The sequence below is a fragment of the Paenibacillus sp. JJ-223 genome, assembly GCF_927798175.1.
Lineage (GTDB): Bacteria > Bacillota > Bacilli > Paenibacillales > Paenibacillaceae > Paenibacillus > Paenibacillus hubeiensis.
This window is the reverse complement of sequence record NZ_CAKMMP010000029.1, coordinates 1-17,053: the sequence shown is the minus strand read 5'-3', so window position 1 is coordinate 17,053 and position 17,053 is coordinate 1. Positions and strand designations below refer to the sequence as shown.

The following is a 17,053-nucleotide window of genomic DNA, read 5'->3' as shown; positions in this document are numbered from 1 at the left end:
TTCTTTACTTTCATCTTCTAAGTTTAGAGTATGCTTAAACTCTTTTGTTTTATGCGTCGGTAATAAAAAAAATTTATTAAGTTCACATTCTTGAAATTTAAACTTCGGAAAAAACCTATCAATATCTGGTGAGTATACAAAACGAATATATATAATATCTTCGTCATTCAGCCAAAAACACCTTTCTCCTACTTCTTCATTTGTATAAGTAATATATTCGAAATCCGTTTTATATAAGTGATGTTGGGAAATAGACGGATCTTTAAAAATATATTCATGAGAAGATGTTTCCATTACTCTTTACACCTCTATTAAATTATTTATTGTGAAAATTGATATAATTTAGAAACGATAATTTATATTTTATCGTAAACAACTAACTATCATATGGATCTCACTATACTTGCTTAAAAAATATATGTCCAAGAATCTTCTTTCAACACACGCTTGAAAACTTGAACATTTTGTTTTAATCTTCGTCATATAATAAATCACTGAGACCTATAGAGGAATAGGCTGTATTCTTCCAAACTCCTTTGATATTTCAACTTAATATTCATAAGTTTTCATTCATGCAATAAGCTCAAATATCATGACTGCATCTACAGTTAAAAACCTTCTTATCATATTCCAACGTTCGTCAGTATAACGATATGTAACTCATATTTATAATCATTTCGATTTGAAATATCCTTTATTCAAAGACCAATTGACAAGTCAAGTTAGATAACTCCTCATTGAAAGATCATTAGTATTTATCTAGCACAATATCTAGTTCTTCATTCTGCACCTTTACTTAGTGGCAAAGTCCTCTGCATCCTTCAGATATAACCATTACATTCATTTTAAAGTCATGCTCTTGTTCGGATTATACTCTCTTTAAACTAACCGGATCGTGATAATTTTTCAATTTTTTCGACTTAGAATAACCTTAAAGTGCTGCTCATTAAGAACTGTTTATAGTACTTTTCATAACATCGTATTCTGTATTTAGCTACCACACTTGCTTTTAAAGCGCTATTGTCCAACATTCTTTGTTCCTGTTAAGCAGTAATGACAACGCCATTGGTTAACTCCCAAGTGACTAACAGATACTATCCACAGCCGTTCGTATGTATTTCGTGGTTTTTCCTTCTCGATTTCACCACATCTTGGATTAATGTCCATTGACCAGCTCCTTGTTGCTGGATTCGAACGGTGGTAGCATAGATCATGATGTTTTCTAAAACAGGTTCCATGGTGACTTAATAACCATATTTCAGATTATCAGACCTACTCAGACAAATTTTATCCAATCCATAAACGCCAATGCCTTGAATTTAACATAAACGCAGAACAATCTCCAGCATGTATAGCATCTAGGACAGATTTTAGAGATTCAATTTTCACATTGTGCTTTTTATACACATTATAGTCTAAATTACCAGGATCAACCAACGTATTTATACTTTCTTTATGAATCAAGCAGTGCATCTTCATTTAATTGCTATTTTTTTCATCAATAAGATCCATTATCCATTATCCATATTCCAGCACTTAAAACACACCTTTCTATTCATATTTAAAAAAATCAAACTGTGTATCAGGCTCAATATATTGTGAATTATATTAATAAATTATAAAATCTATAAATCTCAAAATTAATTCACTTGATTTCTATCCCTTTTAGATAATTCATTACACCAATAATATTGATTGAATCTATGTCCATTATACCATGAGTTAGCCATTGCCATTATATTCGCTAGTAAATTCATGCTCTGTTCTTATCTCTGTTCTTATAATACCGTCTCTCTTAAAAATCCAGATATTGAAACTCATAATCGAATTCGATAGCTCTACAATTTTATCCATTGGTACCTCCTTAATTATATACTCAACTTTCGCACCTAGAATGTGGACTTAAACCCTTGCGGGAGTAAGAAAGTTCGAACGAATCTCCTTCTATTTACAAAAAAACACCTCTCTTGTTTGGTATCATGGAAGTGTCGGCGGAGCAGACCTCCCCAGTAAAGATGTCATCTTTCGGTTCTTGAATCAATCTTCTTTTGCTGGCGGTTTTGCAGACGTTAAATCTTCGGATCGAATGCCATTTTGAAATGCTTATTTCCTCCAAACGGGTGCATGTATTTATTGTTGACGATCCAGTACTCAGCCGAAATCGGAGAAAGAGTAGAGCTGTTGCACGTGTGTTTGACCACTCTACAGGCAAATTCACGAAGGGATACACGGTGCTCACGCTCGGCTGGTCCGACGGTTTAGTTTTGCTCCGCTGGATTTGTCATGCTGTCCTCAGCCAAAATAGCGAATCGTCTATGCGAAATGGCTTCCCATCTTTCCAGACGTAGCCACGGGTACAAACACCGAATGGAGGCTTTTTCTCGGAAGTCAGATGCGGTTGTGAACTTGCTAGACTAGGCTATACATACCCGATTCACAGCTGACTACCGTACTTATGGAAAGCTGGTTTACGCAAGCTCCACTGCTTCGCGAGCTCACGGATAGAGGTCTTCCTGTCATTGAATGGTCAAGGAATTAAAGCAGCGATATGAAGTGTTTCACTGCCTGCGGGAACTGAATTTCAAGGCCTCTCCTTTGACCAATAAATTAGCCACACAACGGTTGTATTCAGCCGTTATTTAGCAATGGAATACGAACGGCACAAATTCAGTGATGACCGGACACTCGGTGGGCTCGTTTTCCTCTTTTCTGATGAAGTTCGCAATCTGAACTTTCAAACCGCGATTCAGCAACTGATGACTTTATTTCTTGAAATCGCAAAGGCTAAAACGAATAAGAACAAGATAGCCGTTTTTTTTGTCAACTACAGGACTGGATCGCTGGTTTACCCAGCTATATCAAGGGTTTGTTTGGAAGTTTAAGCTGCGAAAGTTGAGTTATATATAAAACTGAATTTGGTTTACCCGTAATATTTGACAAAAATAAAAAATCCTACTTGTTTCACAACAACACAAAAATAAAGTGCATAGGATATTTTACTGTGAAATTAGGCAATTGCCTTTCAACATGAAATTAATTCATATTCAATAAAGCAGGTCTCAACTTAATATTAAACTTAAACAGAAGAAGTCCCAATGACCTATCAAAGCATCATTGGGACTAGAAATTCTGAACTTTTTATCAACTAATGATGACAAAAAGGATACCTTTTTACAACCTCTTACTCAACCGTTACGCTTTTCGCCAGGTTACGTGGTTTATCCACATCGTGACCCAGAGCGAGGGAAGCGTAGTAAGCCAGCAATTGCAGCACAACGACGGACAATGCCGGGTTCAGCAATGGCAGCGTCTTAGGAATCGCAAACGCTTGGTCTACGGATTTCAACAGCGTAGCCACATGCTCTTCGTACGTGATTGCCAGTACGTCAGCGCCGCGTGCTTTCACTTCTTTGATGTTGCTCACGGTTTTCTCCAGCACGTTCTCTTGCGTTGCCAAAGCAATCACAGGAATGCCTTCTTCGATCAACGCCAGCGTACCGTGTTTCAGTTCACCCGCAGCATACGCTTCGGAGTGGATGTAGGAAATCTCTTTCAGCTTCAAAGATCCCTCTTGCGCCACAGCGAAGTCCAGGCCGCGACCGATGAAGAACAGGTGCTGGTGTTTGGAAATTTGCTCTGCATAATCCTTGATGGAATCTGCTTTTGCCAGCATGGATTCCACTTGCTCAGGCAATGCTTGCATTGCAGCGAGTGTGTGCGCGATCTCTTCCGCTGTTTGCGTACCGCGCACTTGCGCCAGATACAATGCAAACAGGTTGAATGCGATCAACTGCGATGTGTATGCTTTGGTCGATGCTACGGCAATTTCCGGTCCTGCCAAAGTAGCAATGACATCATTTGCATCACGCGCAATGGAGCTGCCCACTACGTTCGTGATGGCCAGTACGTGTGCACCATTGGCTTGTGCTTCACGCAGTGCAGCCAGCGTATCCGCCGTTTCGCCGGATTGGCTCACCACGATCACCAGCGTATCTTTGCCCACGATTGGGGAACGATAGCGGTACTCGGAAGCTACATCGGTTTCTACCGGAATGCGCACCAATTGCTCGATTACGGTACGTCCCACGAGACCTGCATGGTATGCAGTTCCGCAAGCAATGATTTGAATGTTGCGAATATTTTTAATTTGTTCCTCGGTCATTTTCAACTCAGGGAACAATACTTTTTTACCTTCGCTGTCGATGCGGCCCAGCATCGTATCACGGTATGCTTTTGGCTGCTCATGAATTTCTTTCAGCATGAAGTGCTCGAATCCGCCTTTTTCTGCGGTTACGGCATCCCAATCGACACGAATCATTTCCCGAGAAATAAAATTGCCTTCAATCGTCATCAATTCGACAGCATCATGTGTCAAAACAGCCATCTCGCCATCGTTCAGGATGTATACATTGCGTGTATGCTCCAGAATCGCCGGGATATCCGAACCGATAAAGTTCTCGCCTTCACCAATACCGATAATAAGCGGGCTCGCTTGACGCACGGCAACCAATTTATTCGGCTCATACTCCGTCAATACGCCCAGGGCAAACGCACCGCGCATCAACGTGATGACTTTTTGTACGGCTTTCACGATATCGCCTTCGTACTCACGTGCAATCAGGTGAGAAATAACCTCAGTATCCGTTTCGGAAGAGAACGTATGACCTTGAGCGATCAGTTCGTCTTTCAGCTCCAGGTAGTTCTCGATGATCCCGTTGTGTACAACCGAGAATTTTTGGCTCTCATCCGTATGTGGATGGGAATTCTCATCCGATGGTTTACCGTGAGTTGCCCAACGTGTATGACCGATACCCGCATTCCCGACCAGCGGTGCGCCTTCCAGTTTCGCTTCAAGGTTCGCGAGACGGCCAAGCGCTTTGGTGATTTGCAGGCCTTCTGGCGTAAATACGGCGATCCCTGCGGAATCGTACCCGCGATACTCTAGCTTTTTCAGACCTTCGATCAATACCGATTGAGTGTTTTTGTTACCAATATATCCAACAATACCGCACATAGTTTAGTTCCTCCGTTTATATATGAATGTAGGACGCATGAATGAGAAACGAGCCATCGCGGTACGAGGAAATGATGGAAATATTCTCCCGTAATCCTATGGAAAACGGTGATCTATTCAATTATCAATGATCTGAACGGACCGATTCCGTTCATAGGTCATCCTTATCATCGTTCTGGATGAAATCATGAATGCACATCATTTCCCGTCCGCACACGAATCGTGTTCTCTGCGCACATTCACTTGAATTTTTTGTTGATAATCCATGTTGCACCTACCGGCGCGTTGTGTGGACAGTCACCCATCCATTTTCCGCAAATCCGGTTTACGGCTCTGGTGCATCACCGGGAGGTCCCCGCCGAACATTCCGAACACCTCCACCTCGTCAGCTTGATTGCCGTGAACGTTATCGATCCGCCTTACCAAAGACATCTCGCACAACGTTCTCCCCGCGCAATGGTTCAAGCTCTGGCGCTTGTATAACTGTAACCTCACAACCCTCGCTTTCTGTGTCTGAATGACGACTCCACTCATTATATGCATGTCGGGTTCATTTTGCAATGGAGCAAAGTACCTGTGACCATTTCATCAGATTTCTATCAGTTTTACCCACGGTCCCGACCTGGAAAACGGGCTACCGACTCACCAGCTCGGGACGAAGGGTATATATCATATTTATGGAAATAACCCATAATAAGGCTGTATCAATGACTTAAACCAGTTCTTTTTGCACAACGTCCGCAATCTGCGATACGAATTGCTCCAGTTCCGCTTTGTCGGGGCCTTCCGCCATAACACGGATCAGGGACTCGGTACCGGAGGCCCGTACAAGCACGCGGCCATTGTCGCCAAGCTGTTTTTCCACAACGGCAATGGCTTCACCGATGGCGGCGTTGCCCTCGTATTTGGATTTATCCTTCACGCGAACGTTCACCAGCACTTGCGGGTATTGCTTCATCAGAGATTTCAGCTCGCTCAGCTTTTCGCCGGATGCTTTCAGGGTGTCCACCAATTGAATGGCTGTCAGCATGCCGTCTCCGGTCGTGTTGTAATCCAGGAAAATGACATGTCCGGACTGCTCTCCGCCAAGGTTATAGCCTCCGCGACGCATTTCTTCCATGACGTACCGGTCGCCTACTGCCGTTTTCGCCGTTTTGAGCGACAGCTTCTCTGCTGCTTTGTAGAAACCGATGTTGCTCATCACCGTAGATACGATCGTGCTATCCTTAAGTTTGCCTGCACGGTTCATCGCATCCCCGCAAATGCACAGGATGAAGTCGCCGTCCACTTCGGCTCCCGTCTCATCAATGGCAATCAGACGATCCGCATCCCCGTCAAACGCCAGGCCCAGATCGGCTTGGTGTTTGATCACCTCTTGCTTGAGAGCTTCCGGATGGGTCGATCCGCATTGTTCGTTAATGTTCAGGCCGTTTGGCTCAGCGCCGATGGCAATGACTTCTGCACCTAGTTCGGCGAACAATTTGGGAGCCAGCTCGTAAGCTGCGCCATTCGCGCAGTCCAGTACGATTTTAAGCCCGGAGAACGATTCGCTCACCGTTGTTTTCAAGTAATCGAGATAGCGATAACGAGACTCCTCATCCACGGTCACCGTGCCCAAACCGGCACCTACAGGGCGTGGCAGCTCATCCTTTTCCGCATCCATCAATTCTTCAATCCGATTTTCCGTCTCGTCAGACAGCTTGAAGCCATCTCCGCCGAAAAACTTGATGCCATTATCCTCCACCGGATTGTGGGAGGCCGAGATCATCACCCCTGCATCGGCTTTCAGCAACCGCGTCAAATAGGCGACACCCGGTGTCGATACTACGCCAAGACGAATCACATCCGCACCGATGGACAATAGTCCTGCAACCAAGGCAGATTCAAGCATAAGTCCGGAAATACGCGTATCCATGCCGATGACCACCTTAGGTCTCTCTACGCCGCCTGCAAGCACATAACCGCCGCATCGCCCGATGCTGTAAGCCAGTTCTGCGGTCAGCTCCTTATTGGCAACCCCTCTTACACCGTCTGTCCCAAAATATTTCCCCATGATCTAACTCCTTCTGTTCGCATCATATCAAGACATCATCATTATTTTAAAATTCCTGTTCATTTGACTGAAAAAGTTACGGATTCGAACCAGCGTCGTTTCCAAGGTTACTGCTCGTACCCGGGGGCGTAACACTTCCCTGGGTCTCCTGCTCCGGATTGTCCGTATTCGATTCAGGATCCTCCTCCTCGGTAGCAGGGTCAGTCCCTCCGTTATTCTCTACCTCCGCTGGCGAAGGCTTAGGACCCAAGGTATCGCCCTCACCACCGGATGTTTGCCCATCCGGGGCTGCCGACGTTTCATCTGCCTTCTCGGTAAGCTGAACCGTGGCATGAAGAGTGCCGGACGAATCATCAAGTTTGGCAAAACGGGGCAGCTCTGCCTGCAGCTGCACATTGTGCGTGCCGCTGTCCAAACCTGTAAGGTCTGCCGTCAATTTGATATCGCCTTCCGACACGCCTTGCAGCATGCTTTCCGGTCCGCGCAGCGTAACGTCAAGCCCACCGCTTTTGGGCGTAACCAGGGTGCCTTCCAATCCTTCACCGATCCCTGCCAGCGTAATCGGAATGTTGGAAAACACCTTGGTGGTCTCCTCAGCTTCATTGTAAGGCGAGATCGTAACCTTGAGTTGAATCGAACTAGGCTCGATTTTCTCAAAACCGGAAGGCGGCGTCAAGTCCACGTTAACTGTGGAGGTACCTGCCTGATCAAACTGGGTGAGATCCAGGGTCACTTGGTCGTAGGACTGTATGCCCGCCAATGCCTGCTCGTTCCCATATACCATGACTTCTTTCACGTTCGGCTCTACGCTGGACAACACCAAGTCCTCCGGCAGTTGGCCTGAATATGTGATTCTTAAGGGTATAGAAACATAGGGCTGATTGACCGGAATCCGTACATCCACCGTTTCCGGTGCAATCACTGCATTTTCAATCACTTTGCCTTCGGTATCATAGGCTTGAAGTTTAACTTTTTTCTGCACGATGTCTTCTTTGGCATCCTTGATGCTTACGGTACCCTGAACTTTGGCCACAGCGTCCATTTGCCCCTCGGGTAACGTCACTTTAACCTGGCCGGAAGGCTCCACGACCGGAGTCCCGACGGTGTACCCTTCCGCGGCTTTCCCTTCCGGTACAATATTCACATCGAATGATTTCGTGCTCAGTTTCTCCACGTTCACCGTCACCATCGAAGGCTCCATGCTGACGACCTCAACGCCTGATGGCAGATCGGGCACGAGAGGCAGCGTGTTGGATCCGTCTTTCACGCCGCTCAGATCCACGAGCACTTTGTAGTCGTCGTTCGTGAATATGGACGTCAGTCTTGAACGTTGGCCCTTGATTTCTAAACGAACCTCATCGGTGCTTAACGACGTCAGCACATACGCGCTGCTATCCAGCCCGTAGGGCTGAATGGCTACCGTTCGCTCCACAACGTGGCTGCTCGTTCCCGTAGTGATCGTTGGCGTCGTAGGCACTTCGTCCAAATGAATCATGAACCAAAGCAGCAAGCTTACGGCCAAAGCAAGGACCTTGGCAAAATTGTTGTTATTGAACCATTTATCCATTACGCCGTCCCTCCTTCCGTCTCAAGAGGAACGCCAGTCCCTTTTTCTTGGACAAATTGGAGGTTGGCCGAAGTTCTTCATACAGTTTGGCAATCAATGATTCTTCCTTGATGTCGCGCACGATCTGACCATTCATGGCCAAAGACACTTGCCCCGTCTCCTCGGAAACGATGAGGCATACCGCATCCGCTACCTCCGTAATGCCAATCGCCGCACGATGGCGAGTTCCGAGTTCCTTGCTGATAAACGGATTTTCGGACAATGGCAGGTAACAGGCTGCGGCAGTGATTTGTTTGCCCTGAATAATGACCGCCCCATCATGAAGCGGCGTATTCGGAATAAATATGTTGATCATCAGCTCAGAGCTGACCAAGGACTGCATTTGAATGCCTGATTCCGTATAATCGTTCAATCCGGTTTCACGCTCAAATACGACCAGAGCCCCGATTTTCCGCCGCGACAAATAGTTCACGGACTTAATGATCTCTCCAATAAGCACGGTTAACTCCTCGTCGCTGGCTGCGGTCGACCGGCCAAACAGTTTGCCCCGGCCCAACTGCTCCAAACCGCGGCGAAGCTCGGGCTGAAAGATGATAAAGACGGCAACGACGCCGAACGTAAACATCTGATTCATCAGCCATTTCAACGTATACAGGTTCAGCCAAGTGCTCAACGCCCAGATCAGGACAAGAAACAAAATGCCCTTAAGAAGCTGGACGGCCCGCGTACCCCGTACAAGCAAAATCAGTTTGTACATAATATAGGTAACGATTAATATATCGATAATGTCCTTAATGGACTCTTGCCAAGTCAAGTCAGCAAAATAGTTCATAACCCAGCCCCCGTTGTCCCAATGGTGAGTAAACCATGCTCCGATATTTACCCCTTCAGGGATTTGTATGACCAAGATTCTCTTCGCAACCGGTATGTTCCCGATCGAAAAGAAAGCAAGAGAAACTCTATATGTAGTATTATGTTCTCTTTAGTATCTAGGTTATAACGTTAACGTTCATGTTGCAAGTTGCGTCGGTCTCAAACTGCACATATTACGCGAAATTCCCATAAATTTCATAGAAATTGACTCCACAGCTCCTCATACGGAACCAGGAACCTGACTTTGATATAAAATTCCTTGCTCATAACTACAAAAAGGCACCCCCTAGTTATCGGAGGTACCTGCCTGGCATTTTACCATGAACGAATTTGCCGACCTAGCGATAGGCCACTTCATTCACCATATTGGTTATTTTGTACCAGAACCAGTCGAGTGCTTGATCAATGCTTTTGACCTGACCGGAAATATGAGCCGTCGACGCCTGATACAGCTGTCCATCAATCACCGTCAGATTGCCATTCACTTCACCGTACACCTGGGCGGTTCCATTTTCTATTGTAAGATCGCCCGCAATTGACTTGCCTTCCGGAACAATAACCTTATTGCCTTCAATGACAATCTGGTCCAGATTCTTGCCTTTAACGACCATTTCGTTATTTTGATTCCAGAAACTCCAAGCGCTAAAGAGCATCACGACCAAAAAGAAGGCTGCCGCCGTCAGCGCAGGATGTCCTTTGATCCATTTGAACCATTTCTGCTGTCTTTTAGGCTGGGGCAGAGCGTTCATAATCCGATTGGTCAGCTCATCCGAGGCAGACGGCGAATAATGTTTCATGGCAAAGAGCAGCATTTCCGTCTGTTCCAACTCTTTAAAGCGCATGCGGCACTCTGAACAGGTGATAAGGTGACTTTTCAGTTCAACCTTCTGCGCCGGGGACAACGACTCATCCAAACATTCATGCATTAAAGAGACGGCCGAGTTGCAATCCATATGAGAGCCAATCCTTTCTTCAATCACTTAGTCCATGCCCCTGTAAGAAGCAGGCATAAGACTTGCACACATTACATACGTATCCGATTCGGATATGTTTCAAAATAATTCGCCCAAAAAAATGCTGCGAATTATAACTTGAATTCCAGTTTTTTACGCAAAAATTCCCGGCCCCGATGAACGCGCGTCTTGATCGTTGTTACGGGCATGCCGGTGACATCGCTGATTTCCTGCAGCGACAGGTCCTGTAAATATCTCAATACCATGACCGACTTGTACTTGGCCGGAAGACTGTCAATCGCTTCGCGGATCAGTGTTTGTGTCTCGGAAAGCAGAGCTTCGCTCTCCGGCGTTCGATCATCGCTTGGGAGCATGGCATAGCCGTCGGTTCCCTCTTGATCATTCAATTCCGCATCCAAGGAAAACGACGGCTTCTTCCTGCGCAATCGGTCGATGCACAGATTGGTAGCTATACGATATATCCAGGTTGAGAACTTTTGGTTGGGATCATACTTTTCCATATTACGGAACACGCGCAAAAAGGTTTCTTGTACAACGTCTTCCGCTTCATGTCTATTGCTCAGCATGCGGTATGCCAAATGAAACAGTTTGTCCTTGTATAATTCTACGATTTCTGCAAAGGCCCGCTGGTCACCCTTAAGCACCAGCTTGACGAGCCTGTTCTCCAAATTGTCCACCTATATTCCCCCAGACATGCTGATGGGTTTTCCGTCTTCTGATACCCGTCCACACTTGTAATTCACCAATCAAATCGTAAATCAACTTTGGTCAAAAATCAAGACTGTGTCCGCAATTATCCGCTAAAAACAGTAAAAAACGGGAACTCCCTAAGGAGTCCCGTTTCCCCCTCCTTATGGAAAGGAAGGATTGAACCATTTATTAGATCATCGATATTTCCAAATCAGCCGGTGTTCCGAAGTCCGGCTGCGATTCCGTTAATGGTCAACAGCACTTCACGCAGCAGTTCCGCATCGTCGTCGCCACGTTCACGCAGTTCTCTCAGTTCGCTGAGAAGCTGCACCTGCATATAGGACAACGGATCGACGTAAGGATTACGCAGTCTGATGGATTCTTGAATCACCGGCACGTCGTTCAAAATTTCGGTTTCGCCGGTAATTTTCAGAATCAAATCTTTGGTCAAATTAAACTCGGCTTCAATCAGGCCATAGATGCGGTCACGCGCTTCTTTGTTGGAAGTCATGGCCGAGTATTCCTTGGCGATGACGAGATCCGCCTTGGCCACTGCCATTTGTACCGTATCGATCAATGTCCGGAAGAACGGGAAGTTTGCATACATGTCTTTCAGAACAGCCAAATTCTCTTCTTTGCCCTGATAATAGCTTTGCAGTCCTGTTCCCGCCGCATACCACGCCGGCAGCAGATAACGGCTTTGCGTCCATGCAAACACCCACGGGATCGCTCTCAGATCCTCGAACTTGTCGCTGTTTTTCCGTTTGGATGGACGGGAACCGATGTTCAGTTCGCCAACCTCAGGCAGCGGCGTCGATTCTTTGAAGAAAGTGAAGAAATCCGGGTCGCGGAAAATCAGATCCTGATATTTGCGCAGCGACACCTCGGAAATATCCTTGATGATGCTGTCCCAATGACGCTCGGATGCCGATTCCTGCGGTTCCAAACTGTTCAATGCAGCAGTAATCAGCGCAGATGTCGCTTGTTCCAAACTGCGGTAAGCGATCCCTTTCAAGGAATAACGGGACGAGATGACCTCGCCTTGCTCCGTAATCTTGATGCCCCCGCCAATCGTATGCGGCGGTTGGGCCAGAATGCTGCGGTTCAGCGGCATACCCCCGCGGCCAAGCGCTCCACCGCGGCCATGGAAGAACTTCAGCTTCACGCCGTGTTCATTGCCCACCTCGGTAATGGCGTTCATCGCTACCCGCAGTTCCCAGTTGGCGGTCACTACGCCGCCGTCCTTGTTGCTGTCCGAATAGCCGAGCATGATCTCGTGCAATTCGTTCCGCGCGCTTACGCTGGCACGATATACAGGAAGCTTGAACAGCTTCTGCATAATGTCGGATGCTGCATGCAGATCGTCAATGGTTTCGAACAGCGGCACTGCCTGAAGGGTAGATACGATCTTACCGTCGCTTCCTTTCTGGAAGAGGCCGACTTCTTTCGCAAAAACCATCACTTCCAGCAGGTCGCTTGCCCCTTGGGTCATACTGATCAGGTAACTGGTAATGCATTCTGTGCCGAACTCGTTCTGTGCACGCTTGATCGTGCGGAATACGTCCAGACACTCCTTTGTTCCCTCGGTATATTGATGATATGCAGAAGTCAGCGGACGCGGATCTTCAAGCAAACGGGCCAGCAGATCCACTTTGCCGTCTTCCGTAAGGCGTGCATAATCTTCAACCACATTCATTTTGGCCAAAATCTCGGCCATCGCATTTTCATGCTCCTGGCTATGCTGGCGCACATCGAGCGCTGCCGTATGGAAACCGAATAGTTCCACTTGGCGAATCATTTTGCGAACCGTGGTATCTGCCACGTAATCGGCGAAATGATGACGCAGGCTGCGGTCGATGATCATCAGATCGGCGATCAGCCCTTGTGCGTTATCATAGCGGTCAGGTTGACCGATTTTGTTTTCATCAAGCACATTGTTGAGCTTGGCGATCATGTAGGCCAACTTGATGCGGTATGGCTCCTTCTCGTTGCGCCAAATGTCGACCTTTTTCAACGTAACGTGTTTGCGATCCTCTTCAATGGATTGCAGCAATTCATCGGATACATTGATGATGTTCGTGCTGAAACTGAGATGGCCCATCAGTTCGATCATGATCCGCTGGTACTCGCGCATCGCGAGCTTGCGCTGCATGAGCAGCGTTTGCCACGTTACGTCTGAAGTTACCGATGGATTTCCGTCCCGGTCTCCCCCAATCCAGGAACCGAAGCGCAAATACGTCGGTACATGCCAGTTGTGGCCAGGGTAATATTTTTGCAGGCAGCGTTCAAGCTCCTGATATACGTCCGGAAGTACGTGGAACAGCGTTTCGTGAAAGTAATACATCCCGTTGCGGACTTCATCAAGCACGGTCGGCTTGCGGTCCCGAAGCTCATCGGTCTGCCACAAGGTGATGACCTCATTCAGCAGCTTTTCTCGCAACTGTTCACGTTCACGCAACGTCAGCGTAGGATTATCAAGCAGCATGACGTCTTCAGAAATCCGTTTATGAATATCCAAAATGACGCGTCGCATCGCTTCTGTAGGGTGAGCCGTCATAACCAACTCCAGAGACAGTTCCTCCAGAATCTGCTCGACTTCCGTATGAGACAGCCCGCGCTCTTTCAGATCCTGAACGGCCTTTTCGATTGATCCAGGCTGCACGCTGTCCCCAGCAGAACGCTCATAATCCCGCTTGCGCCGAATCCGATGATTTTGTTCAGCGATGTTCACCAATTGAAAATAAATCGCAAAAGCCCTGATTACCTGATGACGGTTCTCCGAGTCTAATTCCTGGATCATCGTTTTGAACTCTGCATAGAGCTCTGGCAAAAATTCTGCGCGCAAAGATTTGCTGGTTTCCCGAATTTTCTCAACGACATCAAGAAGTTCCGTGCCGCCTTGATGGACTAGAACTTCTCCAAGTATGTTGCCCAGGAACCGCACGTCTCGCCGAAGCAGGTTGTTGGACTGGCTTTTGCTGGCGGTTACCATAGTTTCAGTCATGCTTATCCTCCCATCTGATCGTTCGCTTTCGTACACGAAAATTTGACACCTTCATAACATCATACAATAAAACGTTACGAAAATCTTTACTTTTCTACTAGAAAAAAAGGGGGTTTTCCTTGATTTCTAGCATAAAAACACGCTTTTTTATTCATTTTCTTGCTCTGCTTCGACATATGGGGCGGGCCCTTCTGCATGAACCATTTTTCACATATAAACCACACATGGGCAGATTCATTTTCATGCCAAAAAAATTATAAATATGCAATCTAGAAGCACGTTCCTTGTGCTCACCATATGCAGTTGGAAAATCCGTCGCCCTGAAGCAGGAGTATATCCAATGAAACCTGACCGGCAAAGCAAGCTTTTGTATACTTTATCACAGTGATGCAATAAATTAAAGAGTCTTTTTTAATTTTTTTGCTTGTTGGGGATGGATTCAGTAGAAATTAGAGCCAGCACTTTGGACGGATCAAAGTCTATTTTGCATGTCCAGCAGCATCTTCATACACTGGAAATCCAAAGGCCTGGGGATATGTTGCCACAACTTTGTTAACTCTTTGATGGACAATACGAAGTAAAGGAAGGATCACGGTCATGAACAAACTCATGCGAGGAAAACTAAAAACGATGATCTTCTGCAGTGCAGAAGATCATCGTTTTACTGAAGCGGGTGATGGGAATCGAACCCACGCTACCAGCTTGGAAGGCTGGAGTTCTACCATTGAACTACACCCGCAAATCATTAAAATCGGGATGACACGATTTGAACATGCGACCCCCTGGTCCCAAACCAGGTGCTCTACCAAGCTGAGCTACATCCCGATATGAAATGGCGCGCCCTGAGAGATTCGAACTCCCGACCTTTTGATTCGTAGTCAAACGCTCTATCCAGCTGAGCTAAGGGCGCATATTTGGAGCGGACGACGGGAATCGAACCCGCGACCCTCGCCTTGGCAAGGCGATGCTCTACCGCTGAGCCACGTCCGCTTAATAAGGATGCGCGTGGAGGGACTTGAACCCCCACGTCAAAGACGCTAGATCCTAAGTCTAGTGCGTCTGCCAATTCCGCCACACGCGCATATCGAAGCCGAACATTTGATGCAAGGCTTTCACCTAACTATAATTACGTTGTTTTTCGATCCAACGTATCTCGTTAGCGACAAGAATGATCTTACCATATAATACGTATATGAGTCAAGCATTTACGCAAAAAAATCTTTTTTTTTCATTCTCCCCCCCTTTTTTGAATGTCTGTCCTGTATTTGTTTTAGACTTACTCCCTGTCCCGTCCCACCAAATGATTACAGACGTAACTCTTAAAACCTATAGTAAGCCTCCTAAATAGGCTTCTAAACCGTTCCATCGGCTTAGAGCATTTCCCCATATAGATTGAAGCAAATTACTTTAAAACGGCAATCTTGAGCCTCTCCGCTGCATGTTGTCTCCTTCTCTGGTTTTACTCCAATTCAGAGAACCTTTGTCATGTCACATGAAATACGGTAACTTACCTGGTTGTTGACGTCAGACTTGTTCAGAACAGCGTTACTGGAAAGAAGAGCGCACACCCTGTGATAGTTGTTATGCTTAGAGCTAAGCGAGCCCTGTGGTTCCATGGCGGTCTTAGAAGAAGACTAGCCTCATCTGCCGCAGCTCCTCGGCTAAGATGTCGTACCACTCTTGACTCCCGTTTGTTGATAGAAAGCAGTTCTTTGAAATAGTCAGTGATTCTTTATCCCTGGATCGTTTATAACCGAAAATGCTGGCCGATTACACGTGGACAGGGAGACTCATTCGTGCTTTTTAATTGTCTACAGCGCTGCTAACCATAAACAATCAATCTAAAAGATGCAAACATATATCAAAAAGGCCCACTATTCATTCGCAAAAGTGAGCCAAAATAAAAAAAACACCCTCATTGCATTCCGCAAGAACATGTTTTGAATGGATATAACTGGTGAGCCATGAAGGACTCGAACCTTCGACACCCTGATTAAAAGTCAGGTGCTCTACCAACTGAGCTAATGGCTCTCACTGAAGTTAAAATGGCTGGGGATATAGGATTTGAACCTATGCATGACGGAGTCAAAGTCCGTTGCCTTACCGCTTGGCTAATCCCCAATAATAAAATGGTGGAGGCTGAGGGGTTCGAACCCCCGACCCTCTGCTTGTAAGGCAGATGCTCTCCCAGCTGAGCTAAGCCTCCATAATACTATGACCTGTAGGGGATACTCTCACTTCGTTCGAGACTGCGAAGTCTAAGCTAACGAAGTTATCCTCCGACGAACCTTTGGGGTTCTCACCCCTTTTATTGCAATGGAATTACAATGACCCGTAGGGGATTCGAACCCCTGTTACCTCCGTGAAAGGGAGGTGTCTTAACCCCTTGACCAACGGGCCATAATGGCTCCCCGAACAGGACTCGAACCTGTGACAACTCGATTAACAGTCGAGTGCTCTACCAACTGAGCTATCAGGGAATATGATGCATTTGTGTATGCAAATGCAATTCATCGTACAACGTCAACATATTGTTTTCTATGTAGGATGAAAGAGTTCGCTTGGCGGCTTCCTACTCTCCCAGGACCCTGCGGTCCAAGTACCATCGGCGCTAGAGGGCTTAACGGTCGTGTTCGGGATGGGAACGTGTGGAACCCCTCCGCCATCGCCACCAAACGATTTTGCTTTGGATTGAAAAACGATCCGCACATCAAGTGATGTACCCGTTTTTCACTCAGAGATTGCTCTCTGAAAACTGGATTCGAAACGAAATCTGCGACTTAGAACCTGCATTTCTTGGATAAGCCCTCGACCGATTAGTACTGGTCAGCTCCATGCATTGCTGCACTTCCACCCCCAGCCTATCTACCTCGTCGTC

9 protein-coding genes, 10 tRNA genes and 2 rRNA genes are annotated in these 17,053 nt (G+C 46.5%); all 21 read right to left on the bottom strand.

Annotated elements, in window-relative coordinates; translation table 11 throughout:
• Positions 1 to 294: hypothetical protein (locus L6H98_RS30915; protein ID WP_236421526.1), on the bottom strand; the 294-nt coding region annotated here is incomplete at its 3' end.
• 2,887 nt (positions 295 to 3,181) lie between these two features.
• Complete coding sequence (gene glmS, locus L6H98_RS30910) at positions 3,182 to 5,014, bottom strand: glutamine--fructose-6-phosphate transaminase (isomerizing) (RefSeq protein WP_236421525.1); 1,833 nt, start codon at positions 5,012 to 5,014, stop codon at positions 3,182 to 3,184.
• A gap of 297 nt (positions 5,015 to 5,311) precedes the next feature.
• Positions 5,312 to 5,446 (bottom strand): hypothetical protein, encoded by a 135-nt coding sequence (locus L6H98_RS31325; RefSeq protein ID WP_290371515.1) that lies wholly within the window; start codon positions 5,444 to 5,446, stop codon positions 5,312 to 5,314.
• Positions 5,447 to 5,726: 280 nt separating this feature from the next.
• Positions 5,727 to 7,067, bottom strand: coding sequence for a phosphoglucosamine mutase (gene glmM, locus L6H98_RS30905; protein ID WP_236421524.1), 1,341 nt, complete (start codon positions 7,065 to 7,067; stop codon positions 5,727 to 5,729).
• A gap of 76 nt (positions 7,068 to 7,143) precedes the next feature.
• Positions 7,144 to 8,634 (bottom strand): CdaR family protein, encoded by a 1,491-nt coding sequence (locus tag L6H98_RS30900; RefSeq protein ID WP_236421523.1) that lies wholly within the window; start codon positions 8,632 to 8,634, stop codon positions 7,144 to 7,146.
• A complete protein-coding gene (gene cdaA / locus L6H98_RS30895) occupies positions 8,627 to 9,466 on the bottom strand; it encodes a diadenylate cyclase CdaA (protein WP_236421522.1) in 840 nt (279 codons plus the stop codon). Before cdaA ends, L6H98_RS30900 begins: the two co-directional genes overlap by 8 nt.
• 379 nt (positions 9,467 to 9,845) lie before the next feature.
• Positions 9,846 to 10,460 (bottom strand): zf-HC2 domain-containing protein, encoded by a 615-nt coding sequence (locus tag L6H98_RS30890; protein ID WP_236421521.1) that lies wholly within the window; start codon positions 10,458 to 10,460, stop codon positions 9,846 to 9,848.
• A gap of 131 nt (positions 10,461 to 10,591) precedes the next feature.
• Positions 10,592 to 11,158 (bottom strand): RNA polymerase sigma factor SigW, encoded by a 567-nt coding sequence (gene sigW / locus L6H98_RS30885; RefSeq protein WP_236421520.1) that lies wholly within the window; start codon positions 11,156 to 11,158, stop codon positions 10,592 to 10,594.
• A 224-nt stretch (positions 11,159 to 11,382) separates the two neighbouring features.
• On the bottom strand, positions 11,383 to 14,175 hold the full coding sequence (ppc, locus tag L6H98_RS30880; RefSeq protein WP_236421519.1) for a phosphoenolpyruvate carboxylase: 2,793 nt from the start codon (positions 14,173 to 14,175) through the stop codon (positions 11,383 to 11,385).
• Between the two features lie 668 nt (positions 14,176 to 14,843).
• Positions 14,844 to 14,914, bottom strand: a tRNA-Gly gene (locus L6H98_RS30875).
• 12 nt (positions 14,915 to 14,926) lie between these two features.
• Positions 14,927 to 15,000 (bottom strand) — tRNA-Pro (locus L6H98_RS30870).
• 8 nt (positions 15,001 to 15,008) lie between these two features.
• A tRNA-Arg gene (locus L6H98_RS30865) sits at positions 15,009 to 15,085 on the bottom strand.
• Between the two features lie 5 nt (positions 15,086 to 15,090).
• Positions 15,091 to 15,165: transfer RNA gene (locus L6H98_RS30860), tRNA-Gly, on the bottom strand.
• Between the two features lie 10 nt (positions 15,166 to 15,175).
• A tRNA-Leu gene (locus L6H98_RS30855) sits at positions 15,176 to 15,256 on the bottom strand.
• A gap of 874 nt (positions 15,257 to 16,130) precedes the next feature.
• Positions 16,131 to 16,206: transfer RNA gene (locus L6H98_RS30850), tRNA-Lys, on the bottom strand.
• A gap of 15 nt (positions 16,207 to 16,221) precedes the next feature.
• A tRNA-Gln gene (locus L6H98_RS30845) sits at positions 16,222 to 16,296 on the bottom strand.
• Between the two features lie 9 nt (positions 16,297 to 16,305).
• Positions 16,306 to 16,381 (bottom strand) — tRNA-Val (locus L6H98_RS30840).
• A 122-nt stretch (positions 16,382 to 16,503) separates the two neighbouring features.
• Positions 16,504 to 16,575, bottom strand: a tRNA-Glu gene (locus L6H98_RS30835).
• Between the two features lie 4 nt (positions 16,576 to 16,579).
• Positions 16,580 to 16,655, bottom strand: a tRNA-Asn gene (locus L6H98_RS30830).
• Positions 16,656 to 16,734: 79 nt separating this feature from the next.
• A 5S ribosomal RNA gene (gene rrf, locus L6H98_RS30825) occupies positions 16,735 to 16,851 on the bottom strand.
• 120 nt (positions 16,852 to 16,971) lie between these two features.
• A 23S ribosomal RNA gene (locus tag L6H98_RS30820) occupies positions 16,972 to 17,053 on the bottom strand; the annotation flags it as partial.